This is a genomic window from Pseudomonas sp. IPO3747, from assembly GCF_013385245.1.
Taxonomy (GTDB): domain Bacteria; phylum Pseudomonadota; class Gammaproteobacteria; order Pseudomonadales; family Pseudomonadaceae; genus Aquipseudomonas; species Aquipseudomonas edaphica.
Genome location: NZ_JACAQL010000002.1, coordinates 844,755 through 862,149 on the forward strand (window position 1 = coordinate 844,755; position 17,395 = coordinate 862,149).

The window sequence follows — 17,395 nt, forward strand, 5'->3', positions numbered from 1 at the left end:
TGGCGTCTGGCCCAGCAAGCCATGACACGCCCACTGCGTCTACTGTCAAAGTTGACAGGTAGCCCGGCCGCCACACTGAGACATTCAGTAATACCCAGCCTTTGCAATTGCTTACAAATACCGCCAACCTGCGCGCGCCCGACGTGCGGCGTGTGAAAACACGCGCATTCGTCTGTCATGACTTAAACCATTGCCCAAGAGCCCGCTGCCATGCTGAACGGACGCGACCCGCGCATCGATTTTTTTCGGGGCCTGGCGTTGATCTTCATTTTCTGGGATCACGTCCCCCACAACCCACTCGGCCAGATCACCCTGCGCAATATCGGTTTCAGCGATGCCGCTGAAGTGTTTGTATTTCTTGCCGGTTATGCCTCAGTGCTGGCCTATGGCAAGGTCTTGCAACGCGAAGGCTACTGGATGGCCTGCCTGAAGATCCTGCGGCGCACCTGGGTGCTTTACGTGGTGCATATTTTCTTGCTGGCGATGCTGATGGGCATCGTGTTCTTCGCCAACAGCCATGTGGAAACCCGCGATCTGGTGCAGGAGATGGGCCTGACGCACTTTGTCACCCAACCACAGCAAGCGTTGGTGGATGAATTGCTGCTGCGCTTCAAGCCCAACCTGATGGACCCGTTGCCCTTGTATATCGTGCTGCTGGCCGGCCTGCCGCTGGTGTTGCCGTGGCTCTTGCGCAAAACGTGGTGGGTGGTGGCGGGGTCGATGGCGGTGTACCTGCTGGCGCCACACCTGGGTTGGAACCTGGCAGCGATTGCCGACGGGGTGTGGTATTTCAACCCGGTTACCTGGCAGTTCCTGTTCGTGCTGGGCGGCGCGGCGGCGATTCATGGGCAACAACCCCGCGCGCAGGAGCATCGGCCACTGCTGCGGCAGCCGTTATTCATGATGGCCGCGACCTACGCATTGATGGCCGGCGTGATCACGATCGGCTGGCGCTGGCCCGAGGTGCATGACGCACTGATGCCGCACGCGCTCAGCGAACTGTTGTACCCGATCAGCAAGACCGACCTGTCGCCGGTGCGTCTGCTGCATTTCCTGGCCTTGGCCTATGTCACCGCCAAACTGTTGCCGGGGCGTGCCTGGACGCAAAACTGGCTGGCACAGCAGACCTGCCGGATGGGCCGCTTTTCGCTGGAAGTGTTCTGCCTTGGCGTGTTGTTGGCGCCGTTGGCGGACATGGTCAACGCCATGGCCGGCGATGCCTTTGCCATGCAAATTTTTACCGCGCTTGTGGGCGCTGGCTTGATGGCGATGTTGGGCGCCTGGCTGGAGTTCAACAAACGGCTGGACCAATCGACACGCATGGCCGCCGCCTGAAAACAAAAAGCCCCGATCAAGGGGCTTTTGGTGTACGCCAGGCCGTCAGGCGACGGAGCGTGCCGCCGCATTGGTCGGCTGCAACTTGAACACGTAATACAGCACGGTCAGCAGCACCAGAAACGCAGGCCCCACATACAGCGCCACCCGCGTATCCGGGAAGTACGCCATCAGGCCCACCACCAGCACCAGGAACGCCAGCGCCAGATAGGAACTGACCGGGTACAGCCACATGCGGTACTTGAGGCCCGCCGCTTCGGCCGGGCTCAGGCCTTTGCGGAACTTGAGCTGGGCCAGCAGGATCATCAGCCAGGTCCAGATCGCGCCGAAGGTGGCGATGGAGGTCACCCATACGAACACCTGGTCAGGTACCAGGTAGTTGAGCAACACGCCCAGCAGCAAGGCAAAGATCGACAGCAGCAGCGCCTTGCGCGGTACGCCATTGCTGGAGGTGGTGCCGAAAGTCGCCGGCGCCTGGCCGTTCTGCGCCAGGCTGTAGAGCATGCGCCCGGTGCTGAAGATGCCGCCGTTGCAGGACGACAGTGCGGCGGTGATCACCACGAAATTGATGATGCCTGCGGCGGTCTTGATGCCCAAACGTTCAAAGGTCATCACGAACGGGCTGCCCTGGGTGCCGATTTCGTTCCACGGGTAGATCGACAGGATCACGAACAGCGCACCGACGTAGAACAAAAGAATGCGCCAGAACACCGAGCCGATGGCGCTTGGAATAGTCTTCTGCGGGTTGCGTGCTTCACCGGCGGTCAGGCCGATCATCTCGACGCCCAGGTAGGCGAACATCACCATCTGCAAGGACATCAACACGCCCTGCACGCCATTGGGCATGAAGCCGCCGTGAGCCCACAGGTTGGAAATACCCAAGGCCACACCGTCGTTACCGAAGCCGAATGCAATGATGCCGACGCCGCCGATCACCATGGCAATAATCGTGACGATCTTGATCAGCGCAAACCAGAACTCGAACTCACCAAAGGCTTTGACGGCGATCAGGTTGATCGTGCCCATGCTGATCAGCGCCGCCAGGGCCCAGATCCAGCGCGGCGTGTCGGGGAACCAGACACCCATGTACACCGCCACGGCGGTGATTTCCGCGACACAGGTCACCAGCCACAGGAACCAATAGTTCCAACCTGTGAGAAAGCCCGCCAACGGGCCGAGGTAATCCTGGGCATAACGGCTGAACGAGCCGGCTACCGGGTTGTGCACGGCCATCTCACCAAGGGCGCGCATGATCACCAGAATGGCCAGGCCGCCGATGATGTAGGAGAGCATGATTGCCGGGCCGGCCATCTCGATGGCCTTGGCCGAACCGAGGAACAGGCCGACACCGATACAGGCGCCGAGCGCCATCAAACGGATGTGTCGTTCACCCAGTTCACGTTTGAGCGGGCCGCCTTGAGCGGTCTCGCCAGGGGGCAGTGGTTTGCCGACAGGCATAGGGAAACAACCTCATTTTGTTATTGGATTGTCCGTCGAGTTTCCGGGGCCAGGCCGGTAAGCCTGTGCCCTTGTTGAAACCGGGGCCGCCTCATGGACGGGCCCTTCTTGCCGGGCAAGATCGGCGGGACGTGCAGTATAAAAAGCCGGGACCAGGGTCTTTCACTATAAAAACCATGCAATTCAGTGAAAGACCCGGCTAAAAAGCCACTTTACAGGAGCATATTACCTGCGCTGAGCGACAAAACGTCGCAACCCACCCTGCATTCACACGCCATCCAAGAAGATTCCGACTACCCAACCACAATTCCCTCACACCTGTCGCCCAGCGACTAAGCTTCAGACAAGTCCGATCAATCTGCGTGCAGGATCAATCGACTATGGGCGCACTGTGGCAAACCGAATCGACCAAGGCTGCGCAATTACAAGGCAGTTCGGACCCAGCGCCTTTACCCAAAAATAAACCCAGGCCCCGTTACATACGTCGCCTGTTCTGGCTGATTGTGTTGATGGTGGTGATTGCGCTGGGGTTCGCCGCCGCCAAAGAGATACGCACATCCGCACTGCAAGCCCGGCAACTGAGCCGGCTGGCCCACGACCTCACCTACCGGCTGGAACCCGGCCCGAGCCAGGCAATGGTTTACCCCGGCGCCGGCCCGTTCGATCGCCGCTTGGGCTACAGCGACCTCGGCACCTTTTTGCCGCGCCTGCTCAAGCGCGGTTATGTGATCGAGTCCCAGGTGCAGTTTTCGCCAGCGCTAATGAGCTACGCCGGCCACGGTCTCTTCGTGCCTTACCCGGAGAAAATCCAGGCCGGCCTTTCGATCACCGACTGTCGCGCCTTGCCCCTGTACCAGTTCGAGTACCCGCAGCAGCTGTACTCAAGTTTTGCCGCCATCCCGCCGCTGGTGGTCCACAGCCTGTTGTTCATCGAGAACCGTGACCTGCTCGACCCCGCCCAGCCCCAGGCCAACCCGGCGGTGGACTGGCCGCGCTTTGCCATGGCGGCCTGGTCGCAAGTCGCAAAGGTATTGCACCTGCCCGGTCAAAGTGCCGGCGGCAGTACCCTGGCCACCCAGCTGGAAAAATACCGGCATTCGCCCGACGGCCTGACCTTGTCCGGCAGTGAAAAACTGCGCCAGATGCTGTCCGCCGGTGTGCGCGCCTACCAGCCAGGGCCTGACACCCAGGTGGCACGCCAGAATATCGTGCGCGACTACCTCAACAGCGTGCCGCTGTCCGCCGTGCCGGGGCATGGCGAAGTGCATGGCATGGCCGAGGGTTTGCGCGTGTGGTACGGCGCTGACTTCAAGCAGGTGAACCTGGCCCTTAACGGCACTGAAAATGATGCGGTCCATGTGGCCCAACGTGGCCTGGCTTTGCGCCAGGTGCTGTCGCTGATGATCGCTCAGCGCCGGCCGTCTCATTACCTGGCCAACGGCCGCGATGAACTGGCGCAACTCACCGACAGCCACCTGCGCCTGCTGGCGCAGAACACCGTGATCGACCCGCCGTTGCTCAAGGCCGCCCTGGCATCCCACGTCACTTACCGCGACTGGCAGCAACAGCCGACCGTGCAGCCCATCGACACCAACAAGGGCATCAGCGTTGCCCGCAGCCGTCTCGCCGCCCTGCTCAACCGGCCGCTGTACGACCTCGACCGCCTGGACCTGTCGGCCACCAGCACCCTGCAAGCCGAGCTGCAAAGCCAGGCCACCGACTACCTCAAGCAACTGGCCGACCCCACCTTCGCCGGCAAAATGGGCCTGCTCGGCGAGCGCCTGCTCACACCCGCCAGCACACCCCAGGTGCGCTACAGCTTCACCCTGTTCGAACTGACCCCGGACGGCTCGCGGGTGCGCGTGCAAACCGACAACACCGACCAGCCTTTCGACATCAATGAGGGCAGCAAGCTGGAGCTGGGCTCCACGGCCAAGCTGCGAGTGCTCACCACTTACCTGCAGATCATCAGCGAGCTGCATGATCGCTACGCGGCGCAAACACCCGCCGCGTTGAAAAAAACCGAGATTGCCGAGCAGGACCGCATCAGCCGGTGGGCGGTCGATTACCTGATCCAGAATCCCGATAAGTCCCTGGCCAACATGCTCGATGCCGCCCTCGACCGGACTTACTCGGCCAACCCCAACGAAGGTTTTTTCACCGGCGGCGGCATGCACCACTTCCACAACTTCCGCAACCAGGACAATGGCCGCAGCCCGTCGCTGCGAGACGCCTTGCGCGAGTCGATCAACCTGCCATTTATCCGGCTGATGCGTGACCTGGAACGCTACGTTACTTACGCAGGCCCCAACAACAGTGCGCAATTGCTCAAGGATGATAACGACCCACGGCGCCAGGAGTACCTGGCCCAATTCGCTGATCGCGAAGGCACCACCTTCCTGCTCAAGTTCTGGAAGAAGTACCAGAAAAAAGACACCCAGACGCGCCTTGAGACCTTTCTTGACGGGCTGCACCCCACGGCGATCCGTATGGCGGCCGTGCATCGCTACCTGTTCCCCGAGGCCGACCAGGACACCTTTAATCGCTTCGTGCGTTCACATCTGGTGAATGCCAAAACCAGCGACAAACTCACCGACGAACGCCTGCAACGCCTTTACACCGACTACGGCCCGGGCCGCTATGATTTGCCCGACCAGGGCTACATCGCCAAGGTCCACCCACTGGACCTGTGGTTGCTCGGTTACCTGCTCAACCACCCCGACGCGACCTTCAGCGAAGTGGTCAAGGCCAGCCAGTTTGAACGCCAGGAGGTCTACAGTTGGCTGTTCAAGAGCCGTCACCAAAGCGCGCGCGACAGTCGTATTCGCACCATACTGGAGGTCGAGGCGTTCCTGGATATTCACCAGCGCTGGCAGGCGGTGGGTTACCCGTTCGACCACTTGGTGCCGTCGCTGGCCACCGCGATTGGCAGCTCGGGCGATCGCCCCGCCGCGCTCGCCGAACTGATGGGCATCATCCTCAACGACGGCGTGCGCGGCAAAGTGCTGCGCATCGACAGTCTCCACTTTGCCGCCGATACGCCGTACGAAACCCGCGTGGTCAACACGCCCGATGCGGGTAAACGAGTGATGCCGTCCGAGGTCGCTACCGCGCTGCGCGGCGCGTTATCGCAAGTGGTGGACGCGGGCACGGCCAAGCGTGTTTCCGGCAGCTTCGTGCAGGCCGACGGCACGCCGATGGCCATGGGCGGCAAGACCGGCACCGGCGACAACCGCATCGAAGCGATGGGCGCCGGCGGCCGAGTGATCAGCTCCAAAGCGATCAACCGCACCGCCACGTTCGTGTTCTACATCAGCGAGCGCTACTTCGGCACCCTAACCGCCTTTGTGCCAGGCAGTTCGGCGCAAAACTTCAAGTTCACTTCGGCACTGCCGGTGCAGGTGCTCAAAGGCATGGCGCCGATTTTGACCCCGTACTTGCAAGGCAGCGGCACCCTGCTGTGCCACGGGGCATGACCGAAGCGCCTGGGGTGAAATGGGGTTTGTGCGGGAGCTGGCTTGCCTGCGATGGCGGTGATGAATTCACTATTGCTATCGCAGGCAAGCCAGCTCCCACATTTAATTTTTAGCGCTGGCAACACTGATCCCCTGTGGGAGCTGTCGAGCTTTAGCGAGGCTGCGAAAGCGGTGGGCCAGGCAACTTATAACTTGCCTGTGCCGCCAATTTCGCGAACAGCAAAGTGCATGTCTCAAGGCGCCGGAAAATCAAACAGCAGGTGTACCGTGCCGTAATACTCGCCGCCCTTGTAGCCGTCTTCCGGTTCAACGGCGGTGATTTCCAGTTCAGCGCGACGGCCCGAGCGGGCTTCATCGGCGCTGATCACCAGGGTTGAATCGAGGGTCAGCGGCATCCGGTTGAACAACACCTGCAAATCGATACGGTTGCGGCCACTCAACAGATAAGGCGTGTCACCAAGGCGCGCCGCCACGCCGCCGTTGATGTTTTTCACATCAAAGTTCTTGCGCAGACGGCCCAGCCGGGCTGTCGCAAGGTCCCAGGGCAGCACTTGGTCCTGGCCCATCCAATCGGACTCGGAAGGCAGCACATAGGCCTCATGGATCGGGATGGTCACCGATACATCAAAACTGTGGCGCTCCTGAAATGCCTGCGCCTGGTCACCCGCCAACACAGGCGCCATCAGTACAGCCAGTACCGTCAGTTGCTTGAACATTGTCATCACCCGTTACTGTTGACCGTCATCGTTTTTTTGTTGCGACCTTCGATCAGCTGGAAGTTGAACTGACGCTCCGACTTTTTCTCCAGCACCAACTGGCGGCCAGGCAGGATGTGGTGCTTGGTGGTGGCCTCACATTCGGTCTTTTTCGTCACCGAACAATCGCGGAACTCATCGAGCACCACCACGCTGTTGCCGGCATTACGCATGGTGTATTGGCTGGCGGTTTCGCTGATCCGGGTATCAAAACGGGTGTCTTGCGGGCGCACGAAGAACACCGTGCCGTACCCGGCCATGACGTTGACTCCGGCGGCCAGGGCGTCCTTGTATTCGGCGCGTTCGGCATCGGTGACAGCAAAGTCATCTTCCTTTTCCGGTACCACCGGGATGAAACGCACACGGAAATAGCGCTCCTTGTCTCGCTGGCCCATGTACAGCAACCGAGTGCCCTGACGCCCGCCGGCCGGTACGATCAGACGAGCCGGGCTGGCCATCAGGCCGTCGCGGTTGGTGGTGCTGCCTTTGGCGTCGGTCATCGACGCGACGGGCACTTCCCTGGACGTGCCGTCGTCGTTGTAGACGATCTCCAGCACATTGACTTTGATAAACGCGGTACTGGTGCCGCCGTTGTAGACACGCTTGAGGTAAGAACTGCGGTCGCCTTCCAGGTAGTCGTAGACCACGCCGACGTTGATCGCAGGTCCCGCATGAACCGCCAAAGACACCAGCCACAGCCCCACTGATAACACTGCATGTTTCATGTTTGATTACGCCTTATTGATTGAACCCAGCCCAGCGGCCGGCGTGCGGCAAATATCCGCTCAGACTTCCGAATCCCAGATCACCGTGACCACACCCGAATAGGTGCTGCCCGGCTGTTCGAGCATGTCCTTGACCTGGTCTTTTTCGACTTCGAAGTGCAGCGTTCCAGCACGGTTGTTCACGTAAAACGCAGGCTGGAACAACTCGGTGCCCACGCCATCCAGGCGCAAGGGCTGCTTGTTGACCGCCTGCCCGGCCTGGTTCTGCAAGCCAAAGGGCAGGCTGACAGCAACCTGCAACGGCACCTGATCCCCCGCGCCGTTGCGCAAGCCACAGGTGTTGCCCACCGCAAGGCTGCATTCGAGCTGCATCTTGAAACGCCCACTGGCGGAAATGACAAAGGTCTGGTCACGGAACAACCGCGCCGGTTGGCGCCCACGGTTAAGCCAGGCTTGCCAGCCGCCTTCGGGTAGCAACTCGATGCGGTTGCCGCCCGGTGGGAGATCGACCTTGAGCTCATGCTCTACAGCCAATTGAAAATTGAACGTCAGGGCGCTTTCGGTGGACGCCATCACGTCACCGAAATCAAAATCCCCGCCCGGCCCGATGCTGTAAGTCAGGGAGCCGCGGTATTCGCCGCTGGCCATGCCTAGCGGGTTGGGGGTTTTAAGTTCGTAGCCGTACTCCAAGTGGCTGTAGGTCAAACGCGCAAAAGTGGTGCCCGGGTTTACCGTACAAGCCCCCACGCCCTCCGGGACGATCCAGAAAAACAGTGCGTAACTGGCGGATGCCGCCAAATAGTTAACCCCCTGGCAAGGAGGCGCACCGTTACTCCAATAGTAGGTCCAACCGGTTCCTCCGTTAGCCCACCCGCTGACGCCAGGCGGACGCGGCACATCCCAACGCGTACCAATACCCGCAATACGCATTTGTACGGTTTCAACCTCACCCGTCCCGACATGGACCACCTGTACATCACGCCAAGATGAAGGCACTTTGAAATAGGCGCCTTTTCGAGGGTCTTCATGGTTGGCTTCGATCGGCTCTACCGACTCGGCCCTGAATGCCGCATCACGGATACTGAAGGTATTCAACGCCTCGCACCTGGCCGGTACGTGCCACGCGCAGACGCCACTGTGGGGCGTGGTGTTTTCGAATTTATTCACCATCGGGTTCGACGGGTCAGGACGAAACACCGCCGTGATGTTCTGCACCAGCGCGTGCGCAGGCAGGCTCATGCTGACCAGCGCCAGCGCGAACGCACACTGCTTCAAGCCGGTTCTCGTTACGTTTTTCACGTTCATAAAAATCCAGTCCATGCCATCAACCAGCGGTTTCGGCGTTGTGGGTTGCTTCTGCCAGGGTGTCCTTGGTGCAGCGCAAATCGCCGATCATCAACACATCGCTCTCACTCGGCGCATTGGCAGGGTCCAGGCGGAACTGACAGAGCAATTGGTTCTGGTAGCGCACTTGCAAGGTCGGTGAACTGGCGCTCATTTCCATCGAGAAGAACCCGTCGACTTCGCTGACCCCACGGCTGGCGTGGTTGATCACGTGATGGCCCTTGAGCGGTGCACCACGCTCATCCAACAACCGGCCGAGCACGGTGACGGTTTTCATCACGGTGATTTTCCGGTAGTCGACCCCGCCCTTGTTCAGGTGATAACTGGCGCGGGTCGGCTGGATATTCGCCGCGGGCGGGTGATTACCTTCAAAGTCGAAGCTCACGCTGCTGCTCTTGTAGGCTGAGACCGGCACGTAGTTGCGCCCCGGCCGCAAGATCGCGCCGCCACCGCCGAGGTCGTCGGCACGCAGGGCGATTTCGTCGAGGTCGGTTTCCACGTCGATGATCATGCCCGCACCGTTGCCCTGGTACTGGCTGCTCAGCAGCATCTGGCCGGCGCCGGCAACGAAGGTGCTGTTGAGGTTCAAGCCACCGCTCAGGTCGCCGTTGAACGAGCTGCGTTGCACAAACCCGTCACCGCTGACCGCATCCGTATTGAAGCTGGCCATGCCCGACAGGCCGACGCCGTAGGTGTCGGTGATCGCCGTGGCCGAGACGCTTTGCAGCAAGTGGTCGGTGAGGTCCTGGCGCAAAGTCACCGAAGCGTTGTTGTCGCGCCCACCGTCACGGGCAGTACGGGTGCCGATGCTGCCGGAAATCTGCCGGCCTTCGGTGCCCAGGTTGACGCTGACGCTCACGTCCACGCCGCGGTTGCGCGCGTCGTTGGTGCCGGCGCTGCCGGGCCGGTCGAACACTGAGAAGCGCCAGTTGGCGTCACTGCCGAACAGGTTGTCGTGGCGGCTCCAACCCAGGTCGACGCCGGCCCCCTCCACATTGCCTTCGCTGTGGGACAGGCGCATGTTCAGGGTGTTTTTCGCATCCAGCCGGTGGTTGACCGACAACGCCGTGTTGCTGGCTTCACCGACGAAGGTGTTGCGCCGCAGGCGTGTGCCATCGGGCAGAGTCTCATAGGTGTCGCGGGTGTCGAGCCAACTGCGGTTATGGCTGAACACCAGGTTGGTCGCGCCCAGGGTATAGAGCCCTTGCAGGTCCATGCCGGTGCCGTGTTCCTGGGTCTGGTAGAGGTTGGCATACAGGCTGGTATTATTGGCCACCGTCCAGTCCGCCGAGCCGCCGTATTGCAGCTGCTCGCGCACCTGACGGGCCGACAGGCCGAGGATCACGCGCGGGTGTACCAGATAGTTGAGCGACGCACCGGCCGTCACCGCGCCGGAAGCTTGTTCTTCCCAGTTGCTGAACAACTTGGTCTCGCGCCCGGCGAAAAGGTTATAGCGCCAGCGGTCTTCGGCGTTGCGCCAGTTGCTGGGTTTGTAGACCAGCTCCTGGGTGGTGCTGGTGGTCAGGCCGTCTTCGATAAGGCGCACTTCCACTTCATAGATGCCGCCGGGCAAGGGCCGGGTGTCCAGGGTTTGCAGGCCGGCCGCAACGGCCTGGGTGTTAATCAACAGGCCATTACGGTAAATCTCCACCGCCGCCTGGCGGTTGGCGGTGACATAGATCGGGTACACGCTGGGCTTGGCGTTGTTGATGGCCAGGCTGTCGGAGCTGCCATACATCAGGCCCAGCGCCGTATCGGGGCTGGCGCCGAAGCTGCGCAGTTGGCGGGTCAGGCCATCGGAATTGGGGGTGAAGTGGCCCAGGCGGAAAAACTGCCCTTCGAGTTCTCGCTGGGTATACAGCTCATGGATCGCATGGCGCATGGGCTCGTCATCGCCGCTCTGGCGCGCCAGCTGCAGGTTGAACACCTGACTCCAGTTACCCAGACTGGAACTGGCTTGCAAACCATAGCGTCCGCCGAGGCTGTCCTCTTGGCTGCCATTAAGGTTGAGCTGGTTGTTGATGATCAAGCCGAGGCTGCCACCTTCGGGCTGCTCATGGAAACGCGGGATGTCGCCACTCAGTTCGACGTCTTGGGTAAGGATCGACAGCTGGGAGCTTTCCAGGTTGTAGAAGGCCGAGAGCATTTTCTGCGGGCAGGACTGGGTACAAGCACCCAATGACACGCCTTTTTCCAGCAGCGCTTGCCAGGTGTCGCGGGTGGCGGCCGGGACTTTGCTGTCGGCGGTGTCGGTAAATTCAAGCAAGGTGACACGGTCATCGCGGGACAAAACAATCAGCGCCTCGCCCAACAGTTGCTGGTCAAGGTCCACGCGTACCGCCAACGGCACCTCGAAAAAATGATCAGTAAAACCAGCGGGCAAGCCTTGCGCCTGAGTAATCAGACTGCCGGGGGTTGAAGCACCGGAAGAAGCAGGTGCAGCCAGGGCACTCGTACACATCAGCAGCGCTAGCGCAGCCGCGATAGGCGTCATCGGAAACATGAACGGAACACTCTGAATGCCAGAAGACTGGAGAGAAAATCAGGCCGGCGGACCGAGGAGGGAAGTCAGCCGACCTGCAAGCAGATGCCCGTGGTTAACGAGCACGCATTGGCCTTATGGGGTGACTGGCAGTACCGCGTCGAACACTACCGGGATCGTGGTTGTGTAGGAGCCACGCTGAGTGGCCGTAGGCTTGGCCGCGGCGATGTGCATTTCCGCCCCTATACCCGGGGTGGAGTCGGCTTCGTTGACCACTTCCTGAGGGCTGCCGCTCAAGATCACACCATTGAAGGTGGTGGTGACCGGGATGTTTTGCGCGGCATCACCGTTGAACAGTACGGCCGGGCCACCTTCGATGTAGGCAGCAACCGAACCGTTGGTGTTCTTGACGTCGTAGGTGGCCCTCAACGAAGCAAGCTCACCGCTGACCAGGTTGTAGGTCATGGTTTCGTCACGACCCCAGTTCGGATCACGCGGTTGTGCGTGGAACACGGTGGTCGGGATGTTTGCCTGGACATTGACGGTGTGGCGGGCTTCACCGGCAGCAGTAGCTGTTACCGAGGAAGACAGTGCCAGAACAGCCAGGGGAACAGCGACAGCAAACTTCTTGAACATGATCAATACCTGTAGTTATCAACATTGATTGATTCGTCGCCAAGCAACTTCTCAACAACGAATAACGCAGACGGTTAGTTGAACCGCACAACGCCAAGCAATGATCAATTCAAATCAACAACCGGTATGCAGGTCGCTTCCCACGGCCTAGTAGCCTTTAGAAACAGGGGGCGAACGAAAAGTATGGCACTTTGCCAAAACTTTAAAAATAGCCGTAAGAATCAGCCTACTTGAACATAAGCGTCATAACGGGAAGGGGCTGTAAGAGCAATACTACACGCACAAGCGCTGCTATAAAGAGCAACCTGTTAACGCGCCTGTTCGAGCACAAACTCTAATTAAAGTTATAACTCTAAATACTTTTATCGTCCATGCCCCTCGAACGTGAGCGGCTTGACGCTGCTCACGACCGTTGGTCGTCTCGGGCTACCGTCACCATAAGATATATCTTAAGTTATATCTAAATAGGACGGAGGACAGACCATGCGACACGAGCATCGCAGTGAATTTGAAAAACGCGGCGGCCGCGGCCCTCGGGTATTTGCCCCTGGCGACCTGAAACTGCTGCTACCGGCCTTGATCGCCGAGCAGCCCTGCCATGGCTATGACCTGATCCGCCAGATCGAAAGCCTGTTCGACGGCGCCTACAGCCCCAGCCCCGGAGTGATCTACCCCACGCTGACCTTTCTGGAAGAGAGCGAGTTGATCAGCGGCGACGCCGAGAATGGAAAAAAACGCTACACAATCACCGACGCCGGTCGTCTCTTCTTAAGCGAGCAAGCCGTTGCCCTGGAAGGCGTGCGCATGCGCATTGATGTCAGCAAGCGCTCGCTGCGTGGCCACGACCGCCCACCCGAGATTCACGAGGCGGTGCATAACCTGCGCCACGCCTTGCATTCGCACCACGGGCGCTGGAGCCCGGAAGAAATCGTTCGTGTCGCGGCGCTGCTCAACGGCACCGCTCAAGCCATTGCCGACGGGAAAAACCAATGAATACTCAAGCTATCCATCGCGTTACCCACGAAATCAAACGCCGCCGCCTGCAAGTGCTGCGGGTGGTCGACATCACCCCACGCATGCGCCGCGTCACCTTGGGCGGGCCGGAGCTGGCCGGTTTTATCAGCCTGGGCAGTGACGACCACATCAAACTGCTGTTCCCGCAAAACGCCGCCGAGCAGGCTGCGCTGGAAAGCCCGACCTTCAACATCAAGGGCGACGGCCCGCAACCGGCCATGCGCGACTACACGCCACGGCGCTTCGACCTGAGCATCGGCGAGCTGGATATCGACTTCGTGCTGCACGGCGATGGCCCAGCCTCTACCTGGGCCGAACAGGTGCAGGTTGGCCAGCACCTGTACATCGGCGGGCCGCGCGGCTCGATGATCGTGCCGGACATCTTCGACAGCTATTTGCTGATTGGTGATGAAACCGCTATCCCGGCCATCGCCCGTCGCCTGGAAGAATTGCCGGCCGGGCGCAAGGTGTTGACGGTGATTGAAATCGCCAATAGCGCCGAACAGCAGCCACTGAACAGCGCTGCCGATGTAGAGGTGATTTGGGTGGTGCGCGGCCAGGACGACCTGCTGGAGACGGTGCGCAACCTGACCCTGCCGGGCGGTTCGCTGTACAGCTTTGTCGCGACGGAAACCAAACTGTCGCGCCAGCTGCGCCGCGTGTTGCTGGACACGCACCAGGTCAATGAGGAGTTCCTCAAGGCCGTGGGATACTGGCGTGCGGAAGGCAGCGAAGAAGAATAAAAACTGACGCGATTCAACTGTGGGAGCTGGCTTGCCTGCGATGGCAGCAACTCGGTGTACCTGATGTACCGAGGTGCCTGAATCGCAGGCAAGCCAGCTCCCACATTAGTTCGCCGGTGTCTTCAAGATTTTGTCCAACCCCACCACCGCCAACGCAATCCCAACAAACCCCGCCAAAATCCCCCCGGCATTCACAAACACCTGTGGATAACCGAGGCTGTCCACATCGATGAACGGGTACTGATACTGCCCCAGCAAATGCCCGCGCAGCAGCACATAGCCGAAGTACACCAGCGGGTAAATCACCCACCCGCCAATGTGCTTGAAGCGCAACGTGCCCTTGGGCACACACCGCCACCAATAGATCACGAACAGCAGCGGCATCACGTCGTGCAACAACTCGTCGGCGATAAATTGAAAGCCGGTGGGGCTCCACAAATGTCGGAGCAACAGGTTGTAGGCCAGGCTCACGACCACGATGCTCGCGGCAATACCGCTACTGACAGCGGGCGCCAGGAAGAAACGTTTTGCCGCCGACTCGCGATTGACCAGCGCATAGCTCAACACCACGACCACCAGGGTGTTGGTCAGCACCGTGAAGAAACTGAAAAAGTTGATCAGCCCGCCCAACAGGCTCGCGCCGGCCTCCCAGCGCGAATAGAAAATCAAGTATTGCTGAATCGCCAGCCCTGTCCAGCCAGCCAGCGCCGCCGTGGCCACATACCGCTTCATGGCCTCAATCCAGCGGGCGTTTGGTACGCATCAGCTTGACGTACAAACCTTCGACTTTCTCCCGCGCCCACGGCGTTTTGCGCAGGAAGGTCAGGCTCGACTTGATGCTGGGGTCGCTCTTGAAACAGCGCACATCAATGCGTTCGGCCAGACCGCTCCATTCGTAGTGTTCCACCAGGGTGGTGAGGACGTGCTGCAGGGTCACGCCGTGAAGTGGGTCGTTGCTTGTCGCGGTCATGCCAGGCCTTTTGCAAAAAGAGGAAACACAGCCGCGCACCTTAGCCGACGGGGCGTAGAGGTGGAAGCACTGCATTGAATATAGCCCCTGGAAAAAAGTTCCCCTTTTCAGGCAAAAAAGTGATGTTATATTGTAACGATACTTATCAAAGTCGATACCGTTTTAAGCCTTCTCTTTTCTGTGCCTTTTACCAAGGAATGTTTGATGTCCCTCTCTACTCTGTGGCGCTTGACCCCGCTTGCCGCCGCCCTGTTGATCGGCTCCGAAGCCCACGCCCTGGAACTGCAACCCCAAGTCATTACCGGCAACCCCTTGGGCAGCGAACAACTCGCCTCGCCCACCACGGTGCTGGAAGGCGATGACCTGACCCTGCAACAAAAAGGCAGCCTCGGCGAAACCCTGAATAAGCAGCCAGGCGTGTCGTCGTCGTACTTTGGCCCAGGCGCCAGCCGCCCGATCATTCGTGGCCAGGATGGCGACCGCATTCGCATCCTGCGCAACGGCGTGGGTGCACTGGATGCCTCGTCGCTGTCCTATGACCACGCCGTGCCCCTGGACCCGATCAACGTCGACCGCATCGAAATCGTACGTGGCCCGGCAGCCTTGCTCTACGGCGGCAGCGCCATCGGTGGTGTGGTCAACACCTTCGACAACCGTATTCCCACAGAAGCCATCGAAGGCATCCACGGTGCCGGTGAACTGCGCTACGGCGGCGCCAACACCACCCGCAGCAGCGCCGGTAAACTGGAAGCCGGCAACGGCACCTTCGCCTTGCACCTGGACGCGAACGCGCGGGAATTCAACGACCTCAAAATCCCAGGCCAGGCCCGCAGCCGCCATGCCCCGGAGACCGAGGATGGCCCCGGCAAAAATGGTCGACTGGGCAACAGCGACGGGCGTCAGGATGGCGGCGCGGTCGGCGGTTCCTACACCTGGGACGACGGTTATGCCGGGCTGTCCTACAGCAACTATGACAGCAACTACGGTTCACCCGCCGAGCAAGATGTGCGCATCCGCATGAAGCAGGATCACTACGCCTTTGCGTCCGAGATCCGCAACCTGCAAGGCCCGTTTAGCTCGGTGAAACTTGACGCGGGCTACACCGATTACGAGCACCGTGAAATCGAAGGCGGCGAAACCGGCACCATTTTCAAGAACAAGGGCTATGAAGCCCGCGTTGAAGCGCGCCACCAGCCGCTCGGCCCGTTCGAGGGTGTGGTCGGCGCCCAAGTGACGCGCAATGAGTTCTCGGCACTGGGTGAAGAGGCCTTTGTACCGCAGACCGACACCAACGCCGGCGCGCTGTTTATTCTCGAAGAGATGCAGGCCACCGAGCGTCTCAAGCTCAGCCTTGGCGGGCGTGTGGAACACACCAATGTCGACCCGAATGCCAAGGGTAATGCGCGCTTTGCCGGTGCCGATAAATCCAATGACTTTACCGCCGGCAGCCTGTCGTCCGGCGCGGTATACAGCCTCACGCCGGTCTGGTCGCTGGCCGCGACACTGGGCTACACCGAGCGCGCACCGACTTTCTACGAGCTGTACGCCAACGGCGCCCACGTCGCCACCGGCACTTACGAGTTGGGTGACGCCAACCTGAAGAAAGAGAAAGCCGTGTCCAGCGACCTGGCACTGCGCTTTGACAACGGCACGCACAAAGGCAGTTTCGGCGTGTTCTACAGCCGCTTCTCCAACTACATCGGCTTGCTGGGCACAGGGCGCACGCTGAACGATGAAGGCGAAGAAGACGCGGGCGGTATCCCGGAATACAAATATTCCGGTGTGCGCGCACGTTTCGCCGGCTTCGAAGCCCAGGATCACTGGAAGTTGGGCGAAAGCGCCTACGGCAAGTTCGCCCTGGAGCTGTCGGGCGATTACACCCGCGCCACCAACCTGGACACGGGCGAAGCCTTGCCGCGTATTGCGCCTCTGCGCTTGAACAGCGGCTTGCTGTGGGAACTGGACCGCTGGCAGGCGCGGATCGACGTGGAACACGCCGCGGGCCAAGGGCGTGTGCCGGATAACGAAAGCGGCACCGACGGCTACACCACCTTGGGCGCCAGCGCCGGTTATCACTTCAATGTGGGTGGCAGCCAGTGGTTGGCGTTCGTCAATGGCGAAAACCTCACCAACCAGACCGTGCGTTATGCCAGCTCGATCCTGCGCGATATCGCCCCGGCGCCTGGGCGCAGCGTGCAGTTCGGCGTGCGCACCACCTTCTAAACAGCAGCACAATCCTCCTGTAGTAACCGGCTTCTGTGGGAGCCGGGCTTGCCCGCGATAGCATCACCGCAGTTTCCCTGGGGTACCGAGGTGACGCTATCGCAGGCAAGCCAGCTCCCACAGAAGCCAGGCTTTACAGGCATTCTTGCAGCGACGTTCTGTCACTGTTACCAGATCTGAAATGATGCATCTCTCTAATTACGCTTTCTCAAAATGAGAAGGCGCTTTATCCTT

13 protein-coding genes are annotated in these 17,395 nt (G+C 60.3%); 5 read left to right on the forward strand and 8 right to left on the reverse strand.

Features of this window, described 5'->3' with window-relative positions:
* The first annotated feature begins 210 nt into the window (after nt 1–210).
* Nucleotides 211–1,335, forward strand: coding sequence for an OpgC family protein (locus tag HX790_RS05245; RefSeq protein ID WP_099548501.1), 1,125 nt, complete (start codon nt 211–213; stop codon nt 1,333–1,335).
* Between the two features lie 45 nt (nt 1,336–1,380).
* Here HX790_RS05245 and HX790_RS05250 read toward each other — a convergent pair whose 3' ends face one another.
* Nucleotides 1,381–2,793: an amino acid permease gene (locus HX790_RS05250; RefSeq protein ID WP_099548500.1), complete on the reverse strand. Its 1,413-nt coding sequence runs from the start codon at nt 2,791–2,793 to the stop codon at nt 1,381–1,383.
* 380 nt (nt 2,794–3,173) lie between these two features.
* On the opposite strand from HX790_RS05250, the gene HX790_RS05255 reads away from it, so the two are divergent.
* Entirely contained in the window at nt 3,174–6,269 is a 3,096-nt protein-coding gene (locus tag HX790_RS05255; RefSeq protein ID WP_176991317.1) for a transglycosylase domain-containing protein, read from the forward strand.
* A 233-nt stretch (nt 6,270–6,502) separates the two neighbouring features.
* On the opposite strand, the gene HX790_RS05260 is transcribed toward HX790_RS05255, so the two are convergent.
* The 5 genes from HX790_RS05260 to HX790_RS05280 form a co-directional block, all read right to left on the reverse strand.
* Nucleotides 6,503–6,985 carry a CS1 type fimbrial major subunit gene (locus HX790_RS05260; RefSeq protein ID WP_176991318.1) on the reverse strand — a complete coding sequence of 161 codons (483 nt, stop codon included), beginning with the start codon at nt 6,983–6,985 and terminating at the stop codon, nt 6,503–6,505.
* A 5-nt stretch (nt 6,986–6,990) separates the two neighbouring features.
* Nucleotides 6,991–7,749, reverse strand: a complete 759-nt coding sequence (locus HX790_RS05265; protein WP_176991319.1) for a molecular chaperone — start codon at nt 7,747–7,749, stop codon at nt 6,991–6,993.
* 60 nt (nt 7,750–7,809) lie between these two features.
* On the reverse strand, nt 7,810–9,054 hold the full coding sequence (locus HX790_RS05270) for a hypothetical protein (protein ID WP_032865514.1): 1,245 nt from the start codon (nt 9,052–9,054) through the stop codon (nt 7,810–7,812).
* Between the two features lie 19 nt (nt 9,055–9,073).
* Nucleotides 9,074–11,596, reverse strand: coding sequence for a CS1-pili formation C-terminal domain-containing protein (locus HX790_RS05275; protein WP_176991320.1), 2,523 nt, complete (start codon nt 11,594–11,596; stop codon nt 9,074–9,076).
* A gap of 114 nt (nt 11,597–11,710) precedes the next feature.
* Nucleotides 11,711–12,211 (reverse strand): CS1 type fimbrial major subunit, encoded by a 501-nt coding sequence (locus HX790_RS05280; RefSeq protein ID WP_170036354.1) that lies wholly within the window; start codon nt 12,209–12,211, stop codon nt 11,711–11,713.
* A 483-nt stretch (nt 12,212–12,694) separates the two neighbouring features.
* Here HX790_RS05280 and HX790_RS05285 point away from each other — a divergent pair, with 483 nt between their 5' ends.
* Both HX790_RS05285 and HX790_RS05290 read left to right on the forward strand, forming a co-directional pair.
* Nucleotides 12,695–13,204, forward strand: a complete 510-nt coding sequence (locus HX790_RS05285) for a PadR family transcriptional regulator (protein ID WP_017136320.1) — start codon at nt 12,695–12,697, stop codon at nt 13,202–13,204.
* Nucleotides 13,201–13,968: a siderophore-interacting protein gene (locus HX790_RS05290; RefSeq protein WP_176991321.1), complete on the forward strand. Its 768-nt coding sequence runs from the start codon at nt 13,201–13,203 to the stop codon at nt 13,966–13,968. The genes HX790_RS05285 and HX790_RS05290 overlap by 4 nt, the downstream gene beginning before the upstream one ends.
* A gap of 105 nt (nt 13,969–14,073) precedes the next feature.
* Here the strand turns inward: HX790_RS05290 and HX790_RS05295 are convergent, their stop codons facing one another.
* A complete protein-coding gene (locus tag HX790_RS05295; RefSeq protein WP_176991322.1) occupies nt 14,074–14,700 on the reverse strand; it encodes a Pr6Pr family membrane protein in 627 nt (208 codons plus the stop codon).
* Nucleotides 14,701–14,704: 4 nt separating this feature from the next.
* The gene (locus HX790_RS05300) at nt 14,705–14,938 is read right to left on the reverse strand and encodes a VF530 family DNA-binding protein (RefSeq protein WP_010212838.1); all 234 of its coding nucleotides are present in this window, start codon (nt 14,936–14,938) and stop codon (nt 14,705–14,707) included.
* A gap of 204 nt (nt 14,939–15,142) precedes the next feature.
* On the opposite strand from HX790_RS05300, the gene HX790_RS05305 reads away from it, so the two are divergent.
* Nucleotides 15,143–17,161, forward strand: a complete 2,019-nt coding sequence (locus HX790_RS05305; RefSeq protein ID WP_138451081.1) for a TonB-dependent receptor — start codon at nt 15,143–15,145, stop codon at nt 17,159–17,161.
* Nucleotides 17,162–17,395 lie beyond the last annotated feature (234 nt).

What these genes read in the sequence shown, in the direction of transcription:
- HX790_RS05290 (WP_176991321.1), top strand. Translation starts at nt 13,201, where the DNA reads ATGAATACTCAAGCTATCCATCGCGTTACCCACGAAATCAAACGCCGC.
- HX790_RS05275 (WP_176991320.1), bottom strand. Translation starts at nt 11,596, where the DNA reads ATGTTTCCGATGACGCCTATCGCGGCTGCGCTAGCGCTGCTGATGTGT.
- HX790_RS05285 (WP_017136320.1), top strand. Translation starts at nt 12,695, where the DNA reads ATGCGACACGAGCATCGCAGTGAATTTGAAAAACGCGGCGGCCGCGGC.
- HX790_RS05255 (WP_176991317.1), top strand. Translation starts at nt 3,174, where the DNA reads ATGGGCGCACTGTGGCAAACCGAATCGACCAAGGCTGCGCAATTACAA.
- HX790_RS05265 (WP_176991319.1), bottom strand. Translation starts at nt 7,749, where the DNA reads ATGAAACATGCAGTGTTATCAGTGGGGCTGTGGCTGGTGTCTTTGGCG.
- HX790_RS05245 (WP_099548501.1), top strand. Translation starts at nt 211, where the DNA reads ATGCTGAACGGACGCGACCCGCGCATCGATTTTTTTCGGGGCCTGGCG.
- HX790_RS05280 (WP_170036354.1), bottom strand. Translation starts at nt 12,211, where the DNA reads ATGTTCAAGAAGTTTGCTGTCGCTGTTCCCCTGGCTGTTCTGGCACTG.
- HX790_RS05295 (WP_176991322.1), bottom strand. Translation starts at nt 14,700, where the DNA reads ATGAAGCGGTATGTGGCCACGGCGGCGCTGGCTGGCTGGACAGGGCTG.
- HX790_RS05270 (WP_032865514.1), bottom strand. Translation starts at nt 9,054, where the DNA reads ATGAACGTGAAAAACGTAACGAGAACCGGCTTGAAGCAGTGTGCGTTC.
- HX790_RS05250 (WP_099548500.1), bottom strand. Translation starts at nt 2,793, where the DNA reads ATGCCTGTCGGCAAACCACTGCCCCCTGGCGAGACCGCTCAAGGCGGC.
- HX790_RS05305 (WP_138451081.1), top strand. Translation starts at nt 15,143, where the DNA reads ATGTCCCTCTCTACTCTGTGGCGCTTGACCCCGCTTGCCGCCGCCCTG.
- HX790_RS05260 (WP_176991318.1), bottom strand. Translation starts at nt 6,985, where the DNA reads ATGTTCAAGCAACTGACGGTACTGGCTGTACTGATGGCGCCTGTGTTG.
- HX790_RS05300 (WP_010212838.1), bottom strand. Translation starts at nt 14,938, where the DNA reads ATGACCGCGACAAGCAACGACCCACTTCACGGCGTGACCCTGCAGCAC.